Source organism: Dehalococcoidales bacterium, from assembly GCA_035529395.1.
GTDB lineage: Bacteria > Chloroflexota > Dehalococcoidia > Dehalococcoidales > Fen-1064 > DUES01.
Genome location: DATKWT010000122.1, coordinates 1 through 24,048, shown reverse-complemented (window position 1 = coordinate 24,048; position 24,048 = coordinate 1). Strand labels below are relative to the sequence as shown.

Below are 24,048 nucleotides of genomic sequence, written 5' to 3'. Positions count from 1 at the left end.
GTGGTAATGATATGAGAGTACTGGTTACCGGTGGTGCCGGCTTCATTGGTTCTCACACCGTTGACCTCCTGCTGGAGAGAGGGCACCGGGTATGTATCCTGGATAATCTGGCATCCCCCGTCCATCCGGACGGACGCAAACCTGCTTACATACCGGACGACGCGGAGTTCATTCTGGGCGATGTTCGCAACCGGAACGACATGGTGACGGCGCTGCGGGGCATTGACGCGGTGTTTCACATGGCAGCCTACCAGGACTACCTGACCGACTTCAGCACCTTTGCCTCCGTGAATGACGTTGGTACGGCGCTTCTTTACGAGATTATAGTCAACCAGCACCTGCCGGTGCAGAAGGTGGTACTGGCCAGCTCGCAGGCGGTCTACGGTGAAGGGAAGTACTCCTGTGAAGAGCACGGAGTGCAGTACCCCCCACCCCGCACACTGGAACAACTGGAATGTAGCGACTGGGAGGTGAAATGCGCCGTCTGCGGGGAACCAATGATACCCCAGCTCCTCGATGAGTCGCACACCAACCCCCACAACCAGTACGCAGTCTCTAAGTGTTGCCAGGAGCTATACGCACTGACCCTGGGAAGGAAATATGGGATTCCCACCGTGGCCATGCGCTACAGTATCACCCAGGGACCGCGCCAGAGCTTCTACAACGCCTATTCCGGCATCTTGCGGAGCTTCACCATCCGGCTGCTGGAGAACCTGCCGCCAGTCGTCTATGAAGATGGCGGGCAGTTGCGCGACTACGCCTATGTCGGTGATATTGTTCGGGCAAACCTGCTTGTCATGGAGAATGAAGCCGCCGACTACCGTGCCTTCAACGTCGGCGGGCGCAATCCCATCACTGTACTGGAATACGCACGGATACTGCTCAGCATCACCGGCAGGAACATCCCCCCGGAGATTCCCGGTCAGTTCCGCTTTGGCGACAGCCGCCACACGATATCGGACAGCTCAAGCCTCACAGACCTCGGCTGGGAATCGAATACACCGCTGGAACGAATCATCCGGGAGTACGTGGAATGGGCACAGGCCCAGCCCGAGGTCCCGTACCAGTCTTATGCGGCCGCCTCTCGCGTAATGAGGCAGACTGAGGTAGTAAGGACGGTGAAGTAAATGACAGACCAGGACCGGCACACGGAGCGAGGGACCGTTAATGCGATACACACCTATCTCTTTGATATGACCCTGACACTGGGCAACCTCCCTGTCGACCGTATAATCAGGGTTGTTGAGGTCCTTAATGATGCCCGGGAAAAAGGCAAGCGGGTTTTCACATTCGGCAACGGCGGCTCGGCGGCAACAGCTTCACACATCGCCTGCGACCTAGCAAAGGGGGCTGCTGGTAATGACAGACCCGGTTTAAGAGCCTTCTCACTGAACGATAGCATTCCACTGACCACAGCCTGGGCAAATGACACCGATTACGAAAACATATTCTCCGCCCGGATAGTTGGAATAACCGACCCCGGTGATGTCGTCATCGCAATCAGCGGCAGCGGGAACTCCCCCAATGTGCTCAACGGCGTCAAGGCCGCCAGGATACGGGGTGCCACGACAATTGGATTCTCCGGATTTGACGGCGGTAGACTACCATCGCTGGTGGACATTGCCATCGTGGTCAACAACCACGTCATGGAGCAGGTGGAGGACGTACACCTCCTGCTAGGGCACGTAATCACCACCTGCCTGCGCCAGACCGGGCAGAAGCAGACCGAGGTTATGGAAGCGGTGCGGGCACATTCCGGCATACTCACACGGTAACAGTCATGGTGAGCAATCGGAAACGTGTAGACCAGCTTCCCGGCAACTTCAGGGTTTCTGCGCCCAGACCTGGACGATTTCCTCCCCGAACACCCTTCCCGGATAGGACTCGAGCTCGAGCGCGCGGAGACCGGCCCGGCGGAGCAGGGTCTTCATTTCCCCACGCCGATAGTAGGCATAGTAACGGGGGCCACCGCCGAACGACCTCGGCTCGTCATCCAGCCCCTCACCAGCACCGGCCTTATAGTTGAAGGAGAATACCCCCGAAGGCCTCAGTACCCGAATGACCTCTCGGAACACAGCGGGAAGGTCTGCCTTCGGAACATGATAAATGCACCCGTTGGCCCACACCCCGTCAAATACGCCCGTGGAGAAGCCCAGGCCCCTCATATCCATACGGCAGAATGTACCCCACGGTACCCGTTTCCTGGCCTCGGCCAGCATACCTCGCGAAACGTCCATCCCTACGGCAAACGCCGCCTTCCGCCGGAAGTAGTCGGTATCCTTCCCGTTCCCGCACCCGATATCGAGAATGCCGGCCCCGGACCGCGGTACCGCCAGCAGGAACCTGTCAAGCAGCCCCTTCTCATGCTCCCCTATCCAGGAGTCAGCTAGAAGCTCCTCCACCCTGGAGGAATAGGCCGGTGCGATGTGGTCATAGGTATGCTCTGTCCTTCCGGTAGTGTCTTCTTTCTCGTTCACAGTACAACACCCCACCTGCCTCGGAGGGTAGTGCCATTCAGAGTAGCCCGACGCTCTTCCGCTGTCAAGGGAAGCCACGCGGCGGATGGAGTACAGTCTCGTTCAGGCAGAAGGCTGATACAGGGGGAGCTTTCTTCTGGTGTGGGAAGCAGCGTGGTGTGGACTGGAGTGCCACTGATGTAATGGACGAATAGAGAGCACAGATAAATGTCTCACTACCTGTTAATCTACTTCCATCCATTGACTTCACTCACCCTCTGAAGGCAGAATAGTGCTATGACCCGTATAATCATTGCCCGCCACGGTGAGACCGACTGGAACGTGGGCGAGGTGTTCCGGGGCAGACTGGATATCGGCTTAAACGAAACCGGCCTTGCCCAGGCAGAGGCCCTGGGGCAGCACCTGGCAGATTTCAGTGTGGAAGCCGTCTACTCCAGCCCCCTGAAGCGCGCCCTGGATACAGCCGGTGCCGTTGCCTCGCACCATAGCCTTAATGTCAGTGTTGCTCAGGGTCTGGTGGACTTCAATTACGGAACATGGCAGGGTCTGACCCACCAGGAGGTCAAGGAGAGACACACGGAACTCTATCACCGCTGGCTGGCAGAACCGCACCTGGTGACGATGCCGGACGGCGAGAGCCTGGACGACGTCGCGGAGAGAGCCAGGCAAGTGGTTGAAACAGTTGTGGCCAGCCACGAAGGCACGTTGGTGCTGGTATCTCATCGCGTGGTGAACAAGGTCCTGATATGCAGCCTGCTGGGTCTGGACAACTCCAACTTCTGGAATATCAGGCAGGATGTGGCCGGAATGACCATCTTCGAATACGAGGACGGTCGGTTCATACTCACCCGGCACAACGATACCTCCCACCTCGGGCAGACCCGGAATAATGCCCTGAGCGATTTCTGAGGACATCATGTCGATTGAGGTAGATGTAGCCATCATCGGGGCCGGTGTTGTCGGTCTGGCGGTAGCCGCCGAACTGGCACGACAGCAAAAAGGGGTCTTCGTCCTCGAAAAGAACCAGACCTTCGGCCTGGAGACCAGCAGCCGGAATAGCGAGGTCATCCACGCCGGTATCTACTATCCCGAAGGCTCTCTCAAGGCCAGGTTCTGTATCGAAGGAAATCCCCTGCTCTACGAGTTCTGTGAGAAGTACGGCGTGGACCACCGCCGGCTGGGTAAGATTATCGTTGCCACTGATGATGTCGAGTTCGAGAAGCTGGAAGAGCTTCTCGAACTCGGGCACAGAAACGGCGTTACCGACCTCAGGCTCATCTCCCGGAATGAAGTCAGGCACACAGAACCGAACGTGAAGGCGGTTGCCGCAATACTCTCCCCCTCAACGGGCATACTTGATGCCTATTCCCTGATGAGGGCACTGTACGGGCTCGCCAGGGAGAGAGGGACCGACTTCGTATTCGAGACTGAGGTAGTTGGTCTGGAAAAGGTGGGGGCAGGATACGAGGTCGAGATAAGTGACCGTGAAGGTACATCGTCGATTCATGCTGATATTGTAATCAACTCGGCGGGGCTGAACTCGGACCGTGTTGCCGGGCTGGCCGGAATCGACCTTCCACAGGCCGGGTACCAACTCCACTACTGCAAAGGCGAGTATTTCAGTCTCAATTCGCCGGATATGCCTCCGGTGAACCGGTTGGTCTATCCCCTCCCCGAGCATGCCGGCAAGGGCATTCACGTCACCCCTACCATGGACGGCCGGATGAGACTCGGCCCCAACACGCGCTACGTGGACGAGATAGACTACGGCGTGGACGAGACTGATAGAGAAGAATTCTACCAGTCCGTCCGGAAGTTCCTGCCGGGACTCAGGCTGGAAGACCTGGAACCGGAGATGGCCGGTATCCGTCCCAAGCTCCAGGGACCGGAGGACGACTTCCGTGACTTCGTCATCGCTCACGAAGAGCACAGGGGACTGCCTGGCCTGATAAACATGGTCGGTATTGAATCGCCGGGGCTGACCGGTGCCATCGCCATCGGCAGGTACGTGGCCGGGATGGTGAGAGAAATGAAGGGGTAAGACCCGGGTTTGTACTTACCGTAACAGTCCCTCCCCATCCATATCATGATTGCCATGATACCAATCACCTGCTAGACTGAGGCATTATCTGAAAGGGCGTTTGTACTTGAACGCAAAGTGTCACCTCCTGTAGTGCAGTGTCCGCGATACTGCACGGATTAGTGTTCATACAAATACTGGTTAACTACTGACCGGGTGATTGAATTGTGAAAAAACGAACTGCGAAAGATGGTCTGGTAGCTGATTTCTTCCACGATGGCTCGGGGCAACCACGTAAGGCAGTTATCCTGCTGGGCGGTTCCGAAGGAGGAAAACGCTGGAGCGCGTGGCCGCTGGCAATAGTAACAACACGACTTGTTGAGCGGGGTTATAATGTGCTCTCCCTGGCTTATTTTAAAGCAAATGGCTTGCCCGGTTCGCTGGAAGAGATTCCGCTGGAATATTTCGAAAAGACATTTGAATGGTTAGCTGCCCAGCCAGAGGTAGTATCTAATAAGTACGCACTTATCGGGGGTTCCAAAGGGGGTGAGCTAAGTCTGCTACTAGGTTCAATGTTCGCGAACATCAAGGCAGTGGTAGGACTTCTGCCCAGTTCGGTTGTCTGGCAGGGAATTCCCCGAAGTATATTAGCTACCGGGAAACAACCCAGGTCGTCATGGTCGTACCGGGGAGCCGGTCTACCATATTTACCCAGTTCGCTATCATCACGTGATATTCTTGCCATGCTATCAATGCGAATGCGGAATATAATGGAAAAGGACCTGGCAGAAGTAGAACGGCACCCGGAAGCAGTAATACCCGTGGAAAGAACAGAGGGCGCTATACTGCTGGTTTCAGGGAAAAAGGACCGGATCTGGCCATCAACTGCTATGAGCAATCAGATAGTAAACAGGCTTGAAGAAAAGGGGTTCGAGAACTACTATCAGCATATCGTGTTCGAAAGCGGTCATAGCAGTGTTTTGTGGAACAGGACTTGCTGGCGCACCGTGTTCAGTTTTCTGAATGATAATTTTATGTAGGCTCTGATCTCACAACTCGAAATAGGATTCCACTATCCGCAGGGTATTTCTATCCTTATGTCCGAAAGAAAAGGCACCACCCCACTTATTGTCATCATAACCATCACCTGCTAGACTGTGACATCGCACAAGCAAGGAGTGCATGTGATGGGTCGATGTCATTTTCAAAACGTAGCGTGGTCTCTGGTTCTCAGTGTCCTGTTGACCGCGGTACTGCTGGTCGGCTGCAAAGGAGAAACACCCACCACACCCGTTGCTCAGATGACGGAGGAACCGAAGAAACCAGCCGCCTTTTTCGTATCGGACCTGCGGTTAGAGCCGCTTGAAGTACAGAGCAATGAGAAGGTAACCGTAAGCGTACTGGTAAGCAACACCGGAGACGAGACCGGCAAACACGAAGTCACACTCACATTGAATGGTAAGGGTGAGGGTAGCAAACAAATAACGCTTACCGGCGGGACCAGCGAACAGGTAGATTTTACTATCATCAGGGAGCTTGGCGGCAACTACACGGTGAATATCGGGGGCCTTTCCGGGATGTTCACTATCAAGGGCCCCGAACCTGAGGAAGAATTGAAGCCGCCACCGTCGGATACCAAACCCTCGACACAGACCCCAGCAGTCATTTGGTACAATGCGTACCTTCAGTATACGGCAGAAGCTTGCCGAGGATATAGTGCGCCAGCGCTACGAAGCATGGCGTTAATCACCTGACGGTTGAACTGGTGTTAATCGGAGCACGGAATGACAGCAGAAGAACTCTCTCCCGATTTCCCGGAATATGACAGCCAGACCGCCGAGGTCTGGGACACTCTCGCCGGGTGGTGGGACGATAAAATCGGCGACGGCAACGAGTTCCAGGACTACCTCATCGAACCGGCTACAGAGAGACTGCTGGCACTCAAGCCCGACGAGATGGTGCTGGATATTGCCTGCGGGGCGGGGCGTTTCGCCCGTCGTATGGCAGCCCTCGGGGCAATGATTGTCGCCATCGACCATTCGGAGATGTTCATCCGGCGGGCGCGGGAGCGTACCACCGAGAACGCGGACCGCATAACCTACCGGGTACTCAGCGCCACCGACCCCGAAGCCCTGCTGTCACTCGGTGAGAAGCGTTTTGACGCCGCCGTCTGCACCATGGCCCTGATGGACATGTCTTCCATCGAGCCGCTGATTTCAACGTTACCAAAGCTGCTAAAGACCGGCGGGCGGTTCGTATTCAGTGTGCTCCACCCTGCCTTCAACTCGGGAACAACGCGCCTGGTCGCTGAGGAGTTCGATACAGGTGACAAGCTGGTATTCAGGGCAGGCGTTACGGTAACCGACTACGCAGAGCCTTTCCACCATATGGGTGTGGGCATCCCGGGCCAACCTGTTCCACAGCACTATTTCCACCGCCCTGTCAGCCTGCTCTTCAATATCTGCTTCAAGCACGGCTTCGTTCTTGACGGCATGGAAGAACCCCTTTTCCCCGAAGGATACCAGAGCCAGTCCGCCAGTCCGATGGCCTACAGCCGGATGCAGCATATCCCACCGGTACTGGTAGCCCGAATGGTGCTGAAGTAGGCGGCGTAGAACCAAAAACCAGAAGGAGTAGCTTCAACATGAGAATAATAATTTACGGAGCCGGAGCAATAGGAGGAGTGGTCGCCGGTCACCTTCACCTGACCGGTACGGAAGTGGTCCTGATTGGCCGACCCGGCCACGTCAACGCCATCAACGAACAAGGCCTGCGCTTCGTCACGCCCACGGAGACACACAACCTGCGGCTACCCGCAGTTACCGCACCTGACCAGATTGATTTTGGCCCGGAGGATGTCGTACTACTCTGTGTGAAAGGCCAGAACACGGATGAGGCTCTCGGTGACCTGCGCAAGGTAGTGAACGACATCCCCGTCTTCTGTCTCCAGAACGGCACCCGCAATGAGGAAATCGCCGTAGGGTATTTCCCCAGGGTGTATGGGGTCATGGTCAGGGTCGGTGGCGTCTATGTCACCGATGGAGAGGCAATTGCCCGTCGCGACCCTCCCGGATGGCTCATCATCGGACAGTATCCTGAAGGAAAGGATGACCTCGCCGAGGAAGTTGCTGACAGGCTGCGTCGCGCCGGGTTCTTCGTGCTGGTCACCCCGGAGGTGATGCCCTTCAAATGGGGTAAGCTGATGACCAACCTGGGTAATGCCATCGGTGCCATCACCAACGCCCGAGGCAGAGAGACAGCCCCTATCTACAGCGCAGCCTTTGAGGAAGCGCAGCAGATTCTCTCACAGGCCGGCATCCGATGGGTGTCCAACGAGGAGCTGGCCGAGGTATGGCCGGAGAGCACCGAACGACCGCGTAACAGCCTGCGTACCGAGGCTCAAAGCTCCACCTGGCAGAGCCTGGCCCGCCGGCAGGGTACTGTCGAGACCGACTTCCTCAACGGCGAAATTGTCCGCCAGGCAGAGCGATTGGGCCTCAAAGCTCCGGTCAACCAGATGCTGCTGCGTATCGCACAGGAGATGGCAGCCAGCGGTGAAACTCCGGGAAAGTACAACCCCACCGAGCTGTGCCGAATGCTCGGGCTCGATTAGTCACTTCCCCGGTAACGCTCCTTATCAGGGCACCCGCACACAGAAAAAGCTGTGTGATCAAAGTCACGTGCATCAAAAACAGAATTGAGCTATAATAGTGTTGTGGAGACTACTATTACAGGGTGTTTCGCATCACGCGACCACCCTGTTTTACTGTGATTACAGTTCCGTTATGTCCGGTTACCACCTGAGTAACCGGGAAATAACCTGTTATCAGGATTGCACCACAGGAGTGATTGGTATAGAATAGGTGCGGAACTCGGCCGGGAGGTTCGACTTTGGCGGAAAGAGCTGCAAGGAGTGAAGCCCGTAGCAAACCCGATGTCCTGATTGTTGGTGCCGGTATCGCCGGTATGCAGGCAGCCCTTGAGGTTGCAGACTCGGACCATCGTGTGTATCTGGTGGAGAGGTCACCCACCGTGGGCGGGCGCATGCTGCAGCTTGACAAGACCTTCCCCACCATGGACTGCGCCTCCTGTATCGGTACCCCCAAGATGAGTCAGGTAGGCTCGAATAAGAACATTGAGCTGATGACTTACTGCGAGGTAGAAGAGGTCTCAGGCCATGCCGGCGACTTCAATGTCAAGGTAAGGAAGAAAGCCGGTTATATCGATATCAGTAAATGCACCGGCTGCGGGGAGTGCGCCAAGGTGTGTCCGGTCTCCTTTCCAAGCGAGTGGCAACTGGGCCTGGTAGATCGCCAGGCGGCTTACCGCCCGTTTCCCCAGGCGGTCCCCAACGTATATACGATCGACAAGCGAGGTTTGCCCCCGTGCCGTGTGGCTTGCCCTGCCGGTGTGAACGCCCAGGGTTACATAGCCCTGATATCACAGGGACGGTTCAAGGAAGCCCTTGGAGTGCTACGGCGCACCATGCCCTTTGCCGGGGTCTGTGGCCGGGTCTGCACCCACCCCTGCGAATCGGAATGTGAGCGTGGTCAGGTAGACGAGTCAGTCGCTATCCGTTACCTGAAGCGCTTCATGGCTGACTATGAAATGCAAAACGGGCGGGAAAAGGCAACACCCGTCGAATTGACCCATGAAGAGAAGGTGGCCATCATCGGGTCCGGACCTGCCGGAATCGGTTGTGCCTATGACCTTATACGGATGGGTTACCCGGTGACGGTGTTCGAAGCTGCTCCGAAGGTAGGCGGCCTCCTCCGCTACGGTATTCCCGAATACCGCTTGCCCAACAGCATAGTGGACGATGAGATTGGCTACGTCCAGGAACTGGGCGTCGAGATACGCACCAATACCACCGTCACGAAGCTGGAAGACCTGTTCAAAGATGACTACAAGGCGGTATTCATTGCTGCCGGGGCCGGTATCGGCCAGACGATGGGTATTCCCGGTGAAGATGCCAATGGCGTGCTGAATGCCCTCAGTTTCCTGCAGCGAGCAAACTCCGGCGAAAAGGTTAAGTTAGGAAACAGGGTGGCTGTGATTGGCGGTGGCAATGCCGCTATCGACGCCGCCAGGGTAGCCAACCGCATCGGGGCTGAGGAAGTTGCCATCGTGTACCGCCGCTCACGAACTGAGATGCCCGCCGATAAGACCGAGGTGGATGAAGCGGAGGTAGAAGGCATCGCAATCAATATACTGGTGAATCCGGTCAAGGTCCTCTCCCAGAACGGGAAGGTCACCGGCATCGAGTGCATTCGTATGGAGCTGGGTGAACCCGATGAGAGCGGCCGAAGACGACCGGTGCCAATAGCAGGCTCCGAGTTCACCATGGAAGTCGATACCGTTATCATGGCAATCGGCCAGCGGGTGAACCAGGAAATGCTCCCGGACAAACTTGAGTACACCCGGTTTGGAACGATTATCGTCGACGATTTGACGCTGCATACGAATATCGACGGAGTATTTGCCGGTGGTGATGCCGTCTCCGGTCCGGATACCGTCATCGGAGCGGTTGCCACCGGGAAAGAAGCGGCCATTTCAATTGACCGCTATCTCAGGAATGTCGACCTGAAAGAGGGCCGGTCGGAACCGAGAGAAAGAGTTAAGAACGTCAACAAAGCCGGTGTCGTTAAAAAGGCACGGCAGCAAATGCCTATGCTCGAAAAGGACCAGCGGGGTGGTTTTCCTGAGGTAGAACTGGGCTTCTCCGAGGAGAATGCGATAGAAGAGGCAAAACGGTGTTTGAATTGCGGTGTCTGCTCCGAGTGTCTTGCCTGTATCCCTGCCTGTGAGCGGGAGGCCATCGACCACGATATGAAAGACGAGTTCGTTAATCTGGAGGTCGGTGCTATTATCGTCACCACTGGCTATGACCTCTTCGACCCCACCTCGATGACGCAGTACGGGTACGGGAAATTTGAAAATGTATTCACCAGCCTCGAGATGGAACGCATGATAAGCTCCACCGGCCCGACGGAGGGTAAGGTGATGCTCAAGGACGGTTCCACCCCGAAGAGCGCCGCCATTATTCACTGTGTAGGCAGCCGTGACGAGAATTACCACTTGTACTGCTCACGCGTATGCTGCATGTATGGCCTCAAACATGCCCACCAGCTAAAGGAAAAGACCGGTGCAGATGTCTACCAGATGTACATTGACATGCGTTGCTTCGGTAAGGGTTACGAGGAGTTTTATAAACGTATTTCAGAGGAAGGCATCAACTTCATCCGCGGCAAGGTTGCCCAGGTAACCGATGTTGCCCTGACCGACGAAGAGAAGGGGAAACTGGTTGTGGTATGCGAGGACACCCTGCTCGGGAGCCTGATAAGGGTGCCGGTGGACATGGTCGTCCTCAACGTGGCTATCCAGTCGCGCGCCGATGCCGGTGATGTCGCCAGGCTCTTCTGGCTGGACCAGGATAGCGATGGCTTTTTTGAAGAGAAACACTACAAGCTTGATATTATGGGAACACAGACCGACGGAATCTATATGGCCGGGTGCTGCCAGGGACCCAAGGATATCCCGGATACAGTGTCACAGGCGATAGGAGCTGCCGCCAAAGCCCTGGCCTTGGTCACCAAGGGCGAGGTCGGTACCGAGACCGTGGCCGTCGGCTGAGACTGAGGGAAAGCAGGAATAGAATAGATATATGGAGAAAAGAGTCGGAGTATATATATGTCACTGCGGGTCTAATATTGCCGGTTATCTTGACTGTAAGAAAGTCACTGAATTCGCTCAGAGCCTTGATTCTGTAGTCATTGCTCGCGATTACTCCTTCATGTGTTCCGACCCGGGACAGGACTTCATCAAGAATGACATCCAGGAATTGGGGCTGAACCGTGTACTGGTGTGCTCCTGCTCACCAACCCTGCACCTCCGCACCTTCCGGGAAGCCTGCCAGACCGCCGGACTAAACCCCCACCTCTGCGAAATGGCCACTATCCGCGAACACTGCTCGTGGGTGCACAGCCATGATAATCAACAGGCTACCGAGAAGGCTATGGCACTGGTAGCCGCTGGCGTGGCACGTGTTCTGTACCGTGACCCGTTGGAAACTAAATTCGCCCCGGTCAATCCCAACACCCTTATTATCGGGGCGGGCATCGCCGGTATCCAGACCGCCCTGGAAATCGCCGGTTCGGAGCGCAATGTCTACCTGTTGGAGAGGGAACCCAGCATCGGCGGTCGTATGGCCCAGCTTGGCAAGACCTTCCCCTACCTCGAACCCGCCATGGACATCCTTGCTCCCAGGCTAGAGCAGGTGGCATCCAGCGAGTACATTGACCTGATGACCTGTAGCGAACTGAGCGAGCTGAGCGGCTATATCGGCAATTTCCGTGCGACAGTCAAGAAGAAGGCCCGGTATGTCGATGAGAATAAATGTGACGGCTGTGGTGCCTGCTGGGAGAAATGCCCGGTAGAGGTAGACAGTGAGTTCGACCGCGGTCTGAGCAAGAGAAAGGCAATCTTCCGGCCATTCCCGGAAGCGGTGCCCAATGTCCCGATGATTGACCGCGAGAACTGCCTTCATTTTACCAATGGCGACTGTCGTATCTGTCAGGAAGCCTGCCCGAAGGACGCGATTGACTACGAGCAGAAGGACGAAGACGTGGAAATCGAGGTGGGCGCAGTAATCGTATCAACCGGTTATGATACCTTCGACCCATCCCCGATAACACAGTATGGCTACGGGAAATTCGACAACGTGGTGACCAGCCCCGAGTTCGAAAGGATGGTCAACTCCAGCGGGCCCACCGGTGGTAATATCACGCTCAAGGACGGCTCAACACCGCAGAGTGTGGCCATTATTCATTGTGTAGGCAGCCGGGATGAGAATTACCACGAGTATTGTTCCCGCGTATGCTGCATGTACGGCCTCAAGTATGCTCGCTTCCTCAATGAGATGGGCATAGATGCCTACCAGATGTACATCGATATGCGCTGCTTCGGCAAGGGGCACGAGGAGTTCTACAAACAGGCCGGAGATGAAGGGGTGAACTTCATCCGGGGTAAGGTAGCCCAGGTTACCAATATTACCCAGGAGGACGAGGAGAAGGGCAAGCTGATAGTGGTCTGCGAGGATACCTTGTTGGGCACCCTGATTCGGGTCCCGGTAGACATGGTCATCCTCAGTGTGGCTATGGAAGCGCGTGCCGACACCGATGAGATGGCGCGGACTCTGCTGCTCGGGCGGAGCAGGGACGGCTTCTTCATGGAACGGCACCCCAAGCTTGACCCGGTAGGCACCATGCTGGACGGCATATTCGCCGTCGGCTGTTGCCAGGGACCCAAGGACATTGCCGATACTGTTGCCCAGGCTACCGGGGCCGCCGCCAGGGCGATAGAACTAATCGCCAAGGGCAAGGTGGAGATGGAAGCAGCCACCGCAATGGTTGACGAGGAGGTGTGCAGCGGCTGCGGCGTATGCGAGGCTATCTGTGCCTACAGCGCCGTCGAAGTTGACTCCAGGACAAAGAAGGCCAAGGTCAATGAGGCAATCTGCAAGGGTTGTGGTGCCTGTGCGGTGAACTGTCCCTCCAAGGCAATGCAACTCAAGAATTTTTCACCAAAGCAGTTGATTGACGTAATTAATACGGCAACCAGGGAATATGCCGGTCTAGCAAGCTAGACCAGTTGAGCCGGATAGGAGCTTTGAATGCAGGATAAGGTTGGTGCAGTCTTAGTCATCGGTGCCGGAGTAAGCGGTATCAGAGCTGCCCTGGACCTGGCTGAATCAGGCTTTCAGACCTATCTTGTCGATACCAGCCCGGGTATCGGTGGCACTGTTCCCCAACTGGACAAGTGGTTCCCGGATAACCAGTGTGAGCTGTGCAAGCTGCTGCCCGTATTCTCTCGCGACGAATGCTCCCAATATTGCCTGCGCCGTGACCTCGCCCACCCCAATATAGAAATGCTACCCAACACCATAGTGGAGAAGGTAACCGGTGAAGCCGGCAACTTCGGCATATCCGTAAAGACGTTGTCCCGCTGGGTCAAGACCGAGCGTTGTACCGCCTGCGGACTGTGCGCTGAGGTGTGCCCGGTTGAGGTACCCGACGAATACAATGACGGCCTCCAGAGCCGGAAAGCGATATACGTCCAGAGCCCCCAGGCAATACCCAACTTCTACTGCATCGACCGCGAGGCATGTACCAGGTGTGGCAAATGCCTGGAAGTATGCCCGACAAACGCGATTGACCTCGACCTTAAGGACGAATCACAGGAACTGGCTGTGGGAGCAATCATCGTCTCCGCGGGCTTTCAGGAGTATGACGCCGCCGAGATGAGCCAGTATGGTTTCGGCCGCTACGCCAATGTCCTGACCAACCTTCAGGCGGAACGGCTGCTGTCATCAACCGGAAAGACGGATGGCAGGCTCCTCCGTCCCTCGAACGGAGATGCACCGAAGAAGGTAGCCCTGCTTCAGTGCGTCGGCTCGCGGGATATGAAGCGGAATTACTGTTCCACCGCCTGCTGCATGTACGCCCTGAAAGAGGCGATACTGATTAAAGAAAAAAGCCCGGAGACCGATGTCACCATCTACTACATGGACCTGCGCGATTTCGGCAAGGACTACTACCGCTACCATCTCAAGGCACAGGAACTGGGAGTTCAGTTCATCCGGTGCCGCGTTTCCACCATGAGGGAGAACCCGGCTACGAAGGACCTGCTCCTGCTGGCCCGAGCCGAGGATGGCAGTGACATCCGCAGCGAATTCGACCTGGTGATACTCGCCGCCGCCCAGTGCCCGTCATCCCGTATGGAAGAACTAAGCGAGATGCTGGGAGTAGATGCTAACCAGTGGGGCTTTATCCAGACCCAGGACTGGTTGCAGACCAGGACAAGCAAGGAAGGTATCTATGTCTGCGGTTCCGCAGGCGCACCGGCCGACATCTCGGACTCGGTTATCCAGGCCAGCGCCGCCGCCTGCGAGGCTGCCACACTCCTCTCACCGGTAGAACGGGAAACGGTCGCCAAAGACGCGGGCACTGCAGTACCGGCAGTCAGCGGGGAGGAGCCCGGAATAGCCGTCTTCATCTGCCAGTGTGGTGAGGAGATAACGGCAGTAGTGGATACCGCCCAGGTTGCTGAATTCGCCCGAGGTCTGCCCGCAGTCAAACATGTTGAAGAAGTTGACTTCCTCTGCCTGCCGGAGACCCTGGAAAAAGTGAAGAAGGCAGTGGCCGGCACCGGTGTCAACCGGGTTATCCTGGCAGCCTGTGCCCCCTACCACTACCAGAGACTGTTCGGCAAAGCAATGCAGGAAGCTGGCATTGACCCCTCGCTGTGGCAACTGGTCAATTTCCGGGAGCAGCTTGCCTGGGTACACCGCGACAACCAGCCGCAGGCCACCGAGAAAGCCCGCCGCATCCTGGCCATGACTGTGGACCAACTGCGAAGCCAGGAACCGCTCGTCGTTACCACGAGACCGGTCGACCACCAGGCACTGGTCATCGGCGGGGGAGTTTCCGGACTGGTCTCCGCCCTCAACCTCGCCGAGCAGGGATTCAAGGTACACCTCGTCGAGAAGAACGCGGAAACCGGAGGCCACGCCACCGACATCCGCTATACGCTGGGCAGTGATGACCCGCAGGCCTTTATCGGTGGTATTCGGGAGAAGGTTGCCGCTAACTCCAGAATCCACCTGTACCCGGAGAGTGAGGTTATTGAAACAACCGGCCGCGCCGGTGACTTCCACAGCATGATACGCGCAGTTGACGGCACAATTACAGAAACAGGACATGGTGCGGTGATTGTTGCCACCGGTGCCAGGGACTACGAGCCTACGGAGTACAGCTACGGACAGGATGACCGCATAATCACTCAGAAAGAGCTCCAGAAGCGACTCGCCGAAGACACCCTGGAAAAACCGTCTGCCGTGGTCATGATACAGTGTGTCGGTTCACGGGACGAAGAGCACCCGTACTGCAGCCGGACGTGCTGCTCGACAGCGATAGCCAACGCCATCAAGATAAAAGAGCAGAACCCGGAGACAGAGGTCTTTATCCTGAACCGGGATATCATGACCTACGCATTCCGTGAGGAATACTACTCAAAGGCACGAGAAGCCGGCGTCCTCTTCATCCGCTACGAGCCGGATAACAAGCCGGATGTATCCGTGAACGGTGGTACCCTTACCGTCCGGGTTGATGACCCGGTGCTTCCCGGTATACTGGAAATCGATGCCGACCTGCTGGTGCTGAGCACCGGTATTGTTGCTGCGGATAACAGGCAACTGGCAGAAACACTCTCCATTGACCTGACCGAAGACGGATTCTTCAAGGAAGTCGATACCAAGTTCCGGCCGGTGGACACGGTTATCGACGGTATCTTTATCTGTGGCCTGGCCAATGCTCCCAGGAACCTCGATGAAGAGGTCGTCCAGGCCCAGGCAGCGGCACAGAGAGCCGCCAACATCCTGTCCCGGCAGCAGATTGAATCCGGTAGAATTGTCTCCATGGTGGACTCAAGAAGGTGCAGCGGCTGCGGACTTTGTGTTGACGATTGTCCCTTCAATGCCCGTTGGATGGACGAGGACAACAGGATAGCCGTGGTGGATGAAGTCCTGTGCCAGGGCTGCGGGGCGTGTGTCGCGCATTGCCCGAATAGCGCCGCCAAGCTGAGAGGATTCCGGGACAAGCAGATGTTCTCCATGCTCGAAGCAGTGCTGTAGCGCCTTGCCGTCCCGGCAAGGCGGGTGAAGAAACAAAGGAGTTGGATAGATGGCTGAAGACGATAGCGGATTCGAACCGAAGATAATTGGTTTTCTGTGCAACTGGTGCACCGGTGCAGCCGCCGACCTGGCAGGGACAACCAGGGCACAATACCCGGCCAATCTCCACCCGATACGTGTGATGTGCAGCGGCACGGTCGACCCGGTGTACCTGATAAAGGCGCTACTCTCCGGTGCCGATTCCGTTATGGTGGGTGGATGCCATCCCGGGGACTGCCACTACGTATCCGGCAACTATAAAGCGAGAAGAAGAATGGCCATGCTGCAGAATATCTTCGAGTCCCTGGGGCTGGATGCGGACCGAATCTATACAAGGTGGATAAGTGCCAGCGAGGGGCCGGAGTTCGCTCAGGCCGTAAGAGATATTACTGAGGAGACCAGGAAGAAAGGCCCCAACCCCCTGGCCTCCGACTGGGCTCTTTAGGAGGCAAGATAATGGCGAAGAGTACGACCCTGACCGTTAATGACGGACAACTGCGGGCAAGTATCAACACCCTGCTCAAGGACCTGCTCAGCAAGGGAGTGGTCGACGCAATCCTGGTACCTCTGACTCACCCGGCAGGAAATAACGTGGTGCAGACCCTGGTAACCAATCCTGACTACCTTGACCGGGCAGACGTCCTCGCACCGGTGATGCCGGTGAATGCGGCCCGTATCATCCAGTCAATCACCCGACTGACACCCGCCGACCGGAAGACGGCCGTGGTGATGAAACCCTGTGAACTGCGTGCCCTGGTCGAGTTGGTCAAACTGCGACAGGCATCGCTCGACAACCTCTATCTCATCGGAATCGACTGCCCGGGAGCATATTCCGTGAGTGATTACCCTGAGTTGGTTGCGGAGAAGACCTCGGACGAATTCGCCGGGGCTGCCTGGAATGGACAGGACGACCCCAGGCTGAGAGCCGGCTGCCGGGTCTGCGAGTACCCCGTCCCACTGATGACGGACCTCACCATCGGCCTGGTGGGGGTGGACCTGAAGCAGAAGCTGGTGCTGATTGCCAGCAGCGAGAAGGGAGAGGAACTCCTTGAGGGCCTGGGGCTTACCGTCGAGGATGGTGGCGAAGCAGCAACAAAGCGGGAGGCAGCGGTTACTCAGCTCCTTGAGAAGATGAAGGGAATCCGCCAGAAGTTCTTCGAGGAGACAAAAGCAGAAGTCGGCGGTATCGAGAAACTTGCCGAGGTGTTCGGACCCTGCATCCTGTGCCACAATTGCCAGACAGTCTGCCCGGTCTGCTACTGTCGCGAGTGTTTCTTCGATTCGCCCACCTTTGAGCTTGAGGCAGAGAAGTACCTCGGTGTGGCCGAGAAACAGGGGGCCGTGAGGATGCCCGTCGATACCCTCCTCTTTCACCTGACCAGGATGACCCACATGGGTGCCTCGTGCGTGGGCTGCGGGGCCTGCGAAGAGGCCTGCCCCAGCGGTATCCCTCTGCTCAAGATATTCCAGCTAGCCGGCGGCAACGTACAGAAGCTCTTTGACTACATCCCCGGACGCAGCCTGGAGGATGAGCTACCGCTAACCACCTTCAGGGAAGATGAGCTTCAGTGGATAGGAGAGAAATGACGGTCCGTCTTGTCAGCCAGCAAGGCACAGAAAGCGCTGACCCGGCCTTCACCCGCGAAGTACTGGGGAACAGCATGGCGCACCTGGAACGGTGCTACCAGTGCCAGGCCTGTAGCTCCGGTTGTCCGGTAGCCTATGCGTTTGACTACGCCCCACACCAGCTACTGAGGATGGTGCAACTCGGGCTTAAGGAGCGGGTGCTGGACAGCACGACTTACTGGCTCTGTGCCAGTTGTGAGACCTGTGCTACCAGGTGCCCCAATGACATTGAAATCGTGCAGATAATGGATACCCTGAGGCACATTGCCCTCAGGGAAGGCCGCACGCAGCAGACCGGCCTGCCCCTTTTCCACAGGACCTTCCTCAGCACTATCAAGAGCAATGGGAAGGTGCACGAATTGCTCCTCATCTTGCGCTACATGCTCATCAGCCGCGATATCTTCAAGCTGAATGAGCTACCCAGTAACATCAAGATGGGGCTCAATATGTTCACCAGGGGCAAGCTGGCAATACTACCCGCCAAGATAAAGGGTACGGCGAACATCAAGCGTATTTTCCAGCAGACGGAGAAAAAGAATGGCTGATACCACAGCATCGAAGTATTGCTACTATCCGGGTTGCTCGCTGGAGGCTACGGCCAAGGAATACAACCAGTCGGTACAGGCGTCCGCCAGGCTACTGGACGTGGAACTGGTGGAGCTTGAGGACTGGAATTGCTGCGGTGCCTCTTCCGGGCACTGCACCGACCCCGAGCTTTCCCTGGCCCTGCCGGCGAGGAACCTTGCCCTGGCCGAGAAAGAGGGCCATGACCTCGCGGTATCATGCGCTGCCTGTTTCCTCCGTTTCAAACAGACCAATCATGACCTTCGCGCCGATGATACACTCCGGCAGAGGATAGAGCAGGTCATTGACGCACCCTACCGGGCAGAAACCGAGGTGAGGCATGTCCTTGATATTTTTGCCCGCGAAGTAGGGCTGGAGGAAATCGAGCGCCGGGTGAAAAAGCCGCTCAAGGGGCTGAAGCTGGCTGCTTATTACGGGTGCTATCTGGTACGCCCTCCGGAGGTTACCCAGTTAGACGACCCGAATAACCCGATGATTATGGACAACCTGCTCACTGCTATCGGCGCGGAGCCTCTGGATTGGACCCACAAGGTTGAATGCTGCGGCGGAAACCTGTTGCTGGCCCGAACCGATATCGTCGTAAAACTCTGCAATGACATCTGCCAGGCAGCTCTTGATGCCGGAGCAGTAGCTATTGTAACCGCCTGCCCGCTCTGCCAGGCAAACCTTGAACTACGACAGACTATCGGCGTGCCCACTTTTTACTTCAGTGAGCTGCTGGCGCTGGCCCTGGGTGCCGGTGCCGGGGAAATGAAGAGTTGGTGGAAGTGCCACATCCAGAACCCGGTACCGGTCCTGAAGGCGCAGAACCTCATCTGATAACCTGATACCGCCACGGTTATTCGTCAAGCGAGGACCGTGAAACTGATAGACAAGGGGGGAACCCAAGATGCAAGCAGTAGCACCGTTCCAGGAAGCGGTAGACATCATCAAGGAAGAAGGCGGCGATATCGCCAAGCTGTGCTACCAGTGCGGCCTCTGCACCGGTACCTGCCCGTGGAACCTGGTGAGAGGCTTCCCCGTCCGCAAGGCAATGCACCAGGCCCAGTTGGGTCTGCCCGACTTCGAAGACGACGACATGTGGCTGTGCGTGACCTGCAATGCTTGTGTCAAGCGGTGCCCCCGCGGCGTGGAGATTATCGACGTCTGGCGCTCCTTCCGCAGGGCAATCACCGAACTCGGTATCGGTGGTATTCCCGACTCGCTGCGGATAACGTCTAAGAACATCTCCGGCGTGGGCAATCCGCAGGGAGAAGACCGGGAGAAGCGCAACGACTGGACAAGAGACCTCGGGGTGAAGACCTTCACCAAGGGGATGGAAATACTCTACGTGCCGTGCTGCTACAATACCTACGACCCGCAGTTACAGCCGGCAGCCCGAGCGACTGTGGAGATTCTGAAGAAGGCCAATGTTGACTTTGGCATACTGGGCCCGGAGATGTCCTGCTGTGGTGAGAGTGTCCGCAAGGCCGGTAACGAGAGCCTGTTCCAGAGCCTGGCCCAGAGCAACATCGGCCTGTTCAATGAGGCCGGGGTCACCAGGATAATCACCGCCTCGCCACACTGCTTCCACACCTTCAAGAACGAGTACCCCGAACTGGACGGCAAGTATGAGGTGGTACACTTCGTCCAGTTTCTTGCCGAGTTGATTAGAGACGGTAGGCTGGAGTTTACCAGGGAGCTTCAGAAGACCATCACCTACCATGACTCCTGCTACCTGGGACGGCATAACGATATCTATGATGAGCCCAGGGAGGTCCTGCAGGCCATCCCCGGCGTGGAACTGGTAGAGATGGCCAACCACCACGAGGATAGCCTGTGCTGCGGGGGTGGCGGTGGTCGTATATGGGCGGAGACCAAGAAAGGCGAAAGGTTTTCCGATATCAGGCTGGAGCAGGCAGCAGATGTCGGTGCCAGTGTCCTGGCTGCGGTGTGCCCTTATTGTATCGCCAACTTCAAAGATAGCATCGTCACCATGAACAAGGAAGAAGTCATCGAGTGTAAGGACATCGCTGAACTGGTCCTGGAAGCACTCTAGCCTAACCTCTCCAATGTCAGACGGCTCAGGAGGTCAACAGTGGGAGACAGACTGAAAGACAAAGTAGCAGTAGTCACTGGTGCTGGAAGAGGTATTGGAAGAGGGGAAGCCCTGGCGTTGGCGTCGGAGGGCGCTAAGGTTATAGTCAATGACCTCGGTGGTGCTCCTGACGGCTCTGGTGCCTCAGCTTCACCGGCCGACGAGGTCGTGGCGGAAATCAAGAAAGCCGGTGGAGAGGCGGCGGCCAACCACGACTCAGTGGTAACCACCGAGGGTGGCGAGAACATCATCAGGACTGCGATTGATACCTTTGGCAAACTGGATATCCTGGTCAACAACGCCGGAATTCTCCGTGACCGGATGCTCTTCAACATGAGCCCGGAGGAATGGGACATCGTTGTCAAAGTGCACCTCTACGGCCACTTCAACACCATCAGGCCGGCCTCGGTCGTTTTCCGCCAGCAGAGAAGCGGCCGGATAATAAACACGTCTTCGGGGGCCGGACTGGGTAACAGCACCTTCGGTCAGGCCAACTATGGTGCCGCCAAGGAAGGAATCGTCGGCCTGACGAGAAAGGTAGCCCAGGACATGGGCAGGTATGGCGTAACATGCAATGCCATCCGTCCCAACGCCGGCACGAGACTCACCCTCAGCGATGAGATGAGAAGGACCTGGTCTCAGGAGGCCATCGAGAGATTCGAGCAGAGCCTGAGGCCGGATGATATCGCGCCACTCGTGGTCTGGCTGGCTTCTGATGATGCCGCCAGCGTGACCGGCCGTACCTTCTACGTGCAGACAGGACTGGTCGCCATCTATTCGGAGCCAGTCTACGAGAAGTCCATACTCAAGGAGGGTGGCTGGACGATTGACGACCTATTCCGGTTTATGCCGGGTTCACTGGCATCCGGCCTGGTGAATCCCTACCTTCCCCAGGAGTAGACAACCGACGTCCGGACCACTCATCGGTATACCGTACGTCTCTGGCGGCAGCCTCAATGAGGCTGCCGCTTTTCTTTTCTTGCAGGAAACTGGCATACTCTCTATACTGGCAGAAGACCTATACCGCACAGAGGTCAAGAACGAAGGAAGGAGGCCATATGAAGTTCACCACGCTGGATAACAAGGTAGCAATCGTTAGCGGAGGCGCTCAGGGACTGGGCAAGGGTATTGTTGACTGTCTGGCCCGCGACGGAGCCGACATCGCAATCGTCGATATCAACAGGGACGGCGCACGAAAGGCAGCCGACGAAGTGAAAGCCACGGGTAGAAAAACCCTGGCAGTGGAGGCTGACCTCACCGATAACGACCAGGTGGAAAGGGCTGTCAAGGAGGTGCTGGATTTCTTCGGCAGGATAGATATCCTGGTCAACAATGCCGGTGGTTACCCCGGAATGTCCTCGCTGTCAGAGCGTGGCCTGCGTATTGCAGACCGGGGTGAAGACGAGTGGGACGGCTGCTATGACCTCAACTTGAAGACCACCGTTCTGATGTGCCGCGCAGTTATTCCTCACCTGGTCGCCCAAAAGAGCGGCAAAATCGTCAATATTTCGTCGGCGAGTGCCACCAGCCCTTCGGGGACTCTGGTCTGCTATGCCACCATGAAGGCGGGCATCGTTCACTACTCCCGAATGCTGTCCAGAGACCTGGCCGGGGACAACATCAACGTCAACTGCGTCCTTCCGGGCATAATCTACACTCCTCTCTGGGAGAGGGGCGGCACTGAACTCTCCAAGAATATCCCCGGAGCCGAGAACTGGACGCCCCGCGAGTTCTTTGAGAAAACCCTGATACCCGGAGTTCCCCTGGGACGGGAGCAGACCGCAGAAGATATCGGCAATGCCGTGGCCTTCTTCGTCTCCGAGGAGGCAAAGAACATCACCGGTCAGTCCATGAACGTCGATGGCGGCATGTCCTTTGTCTAGCAGGGTGATGAAAAAGGGGAGTCCAGAGGGAGCGCCCCTCAGAAGGGGCGAAACCCCTCTTCCGAGAGGGGTCGAAGCCCCCTTATGGCAGGGGTGTCTGGGTGTCATTCTTGCAGAATGACGTTAGCAGAATCCGAAACCAGATTCTGCCGGTGCCCCCCAGATATGATTTTTTCCCCCTTCCTCGGTAGGAAGGCTCTTCCTGGCCAGGAAGGGGAAGGCGGCCCGGATGGGCCGCACGGGGGTTGGTCGAAAGGGTTTTTCAGCATCCTGCTAGGTTCAGGTGCTACCACGCGACATATTCATGTTGCGCTATCATTGTGCTATCATTTAAGTAGAACAATGAGTGAGAAAACGATAGTCAGCAACCGTAAAGCACACCATAACTTCTATATCCTGAGTAGCGTGGAAGCGGGAATAGTGCTTACCGGCTCGGAGATTAAGTCCATCCGCGCCGGCAGGGTCAGTCTGGGTGATTCCTATGTCCGGCCGGAGAACGGGGAGCTATGGCTGCGCAACGCGCACATCGCACGGTACCAGGACAGCAGCTACCTGAGTCATGAGCCGATGAGACCCCGAAAGCTGCTGCTGCATCGCAGGGAGATTACCGAGTTAACCAGCGCGATAGCAGAGAAAGGTTTAACCCTGGTACCATTACGATTGTATATCAAGAATAGTCTGGCCAAGCTCGATATAGGGCTGGCCCAGGGCAAAAAGATGTATGATAAGCGCGAAGCAATACATAAACGCGAAACGGACCGAATTATCCAGCGTGCTATGAAGGCAAGAGTCAGCCATAGGAGGTGACGGACAACACCTTCCACGGCCACACGTGGTAACAATGAATGGGGACGCGTGGTTTCGACAGGGGAGGTATGCTACAGGATTGCAGGCTGAGGTTGCCATCACCCTCATTAAACAGGTGGCAAAACATAACTGGCGAAGAACCAGTACTAGTCGCTGCCTAACTAAGAAAGGTAGCACATCCAACCCGGCCTCTCCTCGGTGGGTTGGGATTGGGTGAAATAATGCCGAGGTGCCACTACCCGGACGTCGATAAGGGTGGTGAAAGAAAAATCGACTGGCCCGGCGTGACTCCGTCAGCAGAGGCTCACCGGGTAAGAACAAAGAGTTGACTATGCCTGTAGGATATCCTGGGTAGTCTCTTCTGGACGGGGAGTTCGACTCTCCCCCGTCTCCACCAGAAACACGGAAGAGCCATCTAGAGACTCGTTAATAATACGAATATCGGAACCCTCACGCGAAGCCGCCACCCGGAAGACAGGCCGGAAGGGCGGCTTCGGCCTTACTGCTACCACCGATTTCGTCTGCTTTGTATCAAAATAGACCGCATCGAGCATCGCCATCAGGAGCTTCCGCCTCTCTTCAAGGTCTGCCTTCGACCAGAGTCCGGGCATGTCCCTCACTAACCTACCAGCCTCCTCTGCAGCATTGGCCTCCGGTACTACCAGCGACTCAAGCTCCATCTCCAATAGCCTCTTCTGCCGGTGTGACGTCGGATGTCAATAGTGGACACCAAACCATTCATGCCGCCAGCAGTCCTGCATAGTATCTTTGCTCGTAGACCACCGGTGACAGGAACCCGAGTCTTGCCTGCCGGCGCTGCCGGTTGTAGAAGACCTCGATATACT

The 24,048-nt window shown here is 56.6% G+C and carries 21 protein-coding genes and 1 other RNA gene; 20 read left to right on the top strand and 2 right to left on the bottom strand.

Annotation, left to right across the window (positions count from 1 at the left end):
• The first annotated feature begins 11 nt into the window (after nucleotides 1-11).
• Entirely contained in the window at nucleotides 12-1,127 is a 1,116-nt protein-coding gene (locus VMW13_07820) for an NAD-dependent epimerase/dehydratase family protein (protein ID HUV44721.1), read from the top strand.
• Nucleotides 1,128-1,775, top strand: a complete 648-nt coding sequence (locus tag VMW13_07815) for an SIS domain-containing protein (protein HUV44720.1) — start codon at nucleotides 1,128-1,130, stop codon at nucleotides 1,773-1,775.
• A gap of 48 nt (nucleotides 1,776-1,823) precedes the next feature.
• On the opposite strand, the gene VMW13_07810 is transcribed toward VMW13_07815, so the two are convergent.
• Complete coding sequence (locus tag VMW13_07810) at nucleotides 1,824-2,477, bottom strand: class I SAM-dependent methyltransferase (GenBank protein HUV44719.1); 654 nt, start codon at nucleotides 2,475-2,477, stop codon at nucleotides 1,824-1,826.
• A gap of 276 nt (nucleotides 2,478-2,753) precedes the next feature.
• Here VMW13_07810 and VMW13_07805 point away from each other — a divergent pair, with 276 nt between their 5' ends.
• The 18 genes from VMW13_07805 to ssrA all read left to right on the top strand — a co-directional run bounded on the left by VMW13_07805 (nucleotide 2,754) and on the right by ssrA (nucleotide 23,600).
• Nucleotides 2,754-3,386 carry a histidine phosphatase family protein gene (locus VMW13_07805; protein HUV44718.1) on the top strand — a complete coding sequence of 211 codons (633 nt, stop codon included), beginning with the start codon at nucleotides 2,754-2,756 and terminating at the stop codon, nucleotides 3,384-3,386.
• Nucleotides 3,387-3,393: 7 nt separating this feature from the next.
• The gene (locus VMW13_07800) at nucleotides 3,394-4,518 is read left to right on the top strand and encodes an NAD(P)/FAD-dependent oxidoreductase (GenBank protein HUV44717.1); all 1,125 of its coding nucleotides are present in this window, start codon (nucleotides 3,394-3,396) and stop codon (nucleotides 4,516-4,518) included.
• 206 nt (nucleotides 4,519-4,724) lie between these two features.
• Nucleotides 4,725-5,537, top strand: a complete 813-nt coding sequence (locus VMW13_07795) for an acyl-CoA thioester hydrolase/BAAT C-terminal domain-containing protein (protein ID HUV44716.1) — start codon at nucleotides 4,725-4,727, stop codon at nucleotides 5,535-5,537.
• A 147-nt stretch (nucleotides 5,538-5,684) separates the two neighbouring features.
• Nucleotides 5,685-6,251 (top strand): CARDB domain-containing protein, encoded by a 567-nt coding sequence (locus VMW13_07790; protein ID HUV44715.1) that lies wholly within the window; start codon nucleotides 5,685-5,687, stop codon nucleotides 6,249-6,251.
• A gap of 30 nt (nucleotides 6,252-6,281) precedes the next feature.
• Nucleotides 6,282-7,103 carry a class I SAM-dependent methyltransferase gene (locus VMW13_07785; protein HUV44714.1) on the top strand — a complete coding sequence of 274 codons (822 nt, stop codon included), beginning with the start codon at nucleotides 6,282-6,284 and terminating at the stop codon, nucleotides 7,101-7,103.
• A gap of 38 nt (nucleotides 7,104-7,141) precedes the next feature.
• Nucleotides 7,142-8,110: a 2-dehydropantoate 2-reductase gene (locus tag VMW13_07780; protein ID HUV44713.1), complete on the top strand. Its 969-nt coding sequence runs from the start codon at nucleotides 7,142-7,144 to the stop codon at nucleotides 8,108-8,110.
• Nucleotides 8,111-8,388: 278 nt separating this feature from the next.
• Entirely contained in the window at nucleotides 8,389-11,130 is a 2,742-nt protein-coding gene (locus VMW13_07775) for an NAD(P)-binding protein (GenBank protein HUV44712.1), read from the top strand.
• A 31-nt stretch (nucleotides 11,131-11,161) separates the two neighbouring features.
• Nucleotides 11,162-13,141, top strand: coding sequence for a CoB--CoM heterodisulfide reductase iron-sulfur subunit A family protein (locus tag VMW13_07770; GenBank protein ID HUV44711.1), 1,980 nt, complete (start codon nucleotides 11,162-11,164; stop codon nucleotides 13,139-13,141).
• Nucleotides 13,142-13,168: 27 nt separating this feature from the next.
• Complete coding sequence (locus tag VMW13_07765; GenBank protein HUV44710.1) at nucleotides 13,169-16,186, top strand: FAD-dependent oxidoreductase; 3,018 nt, start codon at nucleotides 13,169-13,171, stop codon at nucleotides 16,184-16,186.
• A gap of 49 nt (nucleotides 16,187-16,235) precedes the next feature.
• Nucleotides 16,236-16,670, top strand: coding sequence for a hydrogenase iron-sulfur subunit (locus VMW13_07760; protein ID HUV44709.1), 435 nt, complete (start codon nucleotides 16,236-16,238; stop codon nucleotides 16,668-16,670).
• 11 nt (nucleotides 16,671-16,681) lie between these two features.
• Nucleotides 16,682-17,812: a Coenzyme F420 hydrogenase/dehydrogenase, beta subunit C-terminal domain gene (locus VMW13_07755; GenBank protein ID HUV44708.1), complete on the top strand. Its 1,131-nt coding sequence runs from the start codon at nucleotides 16,682-16,684 to the stop codon at nucleotides 17,810-17,812.
• Nucleotides 17,809-18,396: a 4Fe-4S dicluster domain-containing protein gene (locus VMW13_07750; protein ID HUV44707.1), complete on the top strand. Its 588-nt coding sequence runs from the start codon at nucleotides 17,809-17,811 to the stop codon at nucleotides 18,394-18,396. Before VMW13_07755 ends, VMW13_07750 begins: the two co-directional genes overlap by 4 nt.
• The gene (locus tag VMW13_07745) at nucleotides 18,389-19,255 is read left to right on the top strand and encodes a CoB--CoM heterodisulfide reductase iron-sulfur subunit B family protein (GenBank protein HUV44706.1); all 867 of its coding nucleotides are present in this window, start codon (nucleotides 18,389-18,391) and stop codon (nucleotides 19,253-19,255) included. Before VMW13_07750 ends, VMW13_07745 begins: the two co-directional genes overlap by 8 nt.
• A 70-nt stretch (nucleotides 19,256-19,325) precedes the next feature.
• Nucleotides 19,326-20,474, top strand: coding sequence for a (Fe-S)-binding protein (locus VMW13_07740; GenBank protein HUV44705.1), 1,149 nt, complete (start codon nucleotides 19,326-19,328; stop codon nucleotides 20,472-20,474).
• A 39-nt stretch (nucleotides 20,475-20,513) separates the two neighbouring features.
• Nucleotides 20,514-21,413 carry an SDR family oxidoreductase gene (locus VMW13_07735; GenBank protein ID HUV44704.1) on the top strand — a complete coding sequence of 300 codons (900 nt, stop codon included), beginning with the start codon at nucleotides 20,514-20,516 and terminating at the stop codon, nucleotides 21,411-21,413.
• Between the two features lie 158 nt (nucleotides 21,414-21,571).
• A complete protein-coding gene (locus tag VMW13_07730) occupies nucleotides 21,572-22,396 on the top strand; it encodes an SDR family NAD(P)-dependent oxidoreductase (protein ID HUV44703.1) in 825 nt (274 codons plus the stop codon).
• Nucleotides 22,397-22,738: 342 nt separating this feature from the next.
• Nucleotides 22,739-23,203: an SsrA-binding protein SmpB gene (gene smpB / locus VMW13_07725; GenBank protein HUV44702.1), complete on the top strand. Its 465-nt coding sequence runs from the start codon at nucleotides 22,739-22,741 to the stop codon at nucleotides 23,201-23,203.
• A 40-nt stretch (nucleotides 23,204-23,243) separates the two neighbouring features.
• Nucleotides 23,244-23,600: a transfer-messenger RNA gene (gene ssrA / locus VMW13_07720) on the top strand.
• Nucleotides 23,601-23,941: 341 nt separating this feature from the next.
• Here the strand turns inward: ssrA and VMW13_07715 are convergent.
• The coding region (locus VMW13_07715; GenBank protein HUV44701.1) for an IS3 family transposase at nucleotides 23,942-24,048 on the bottom strand (107 nt) is incomplete at its 5' end.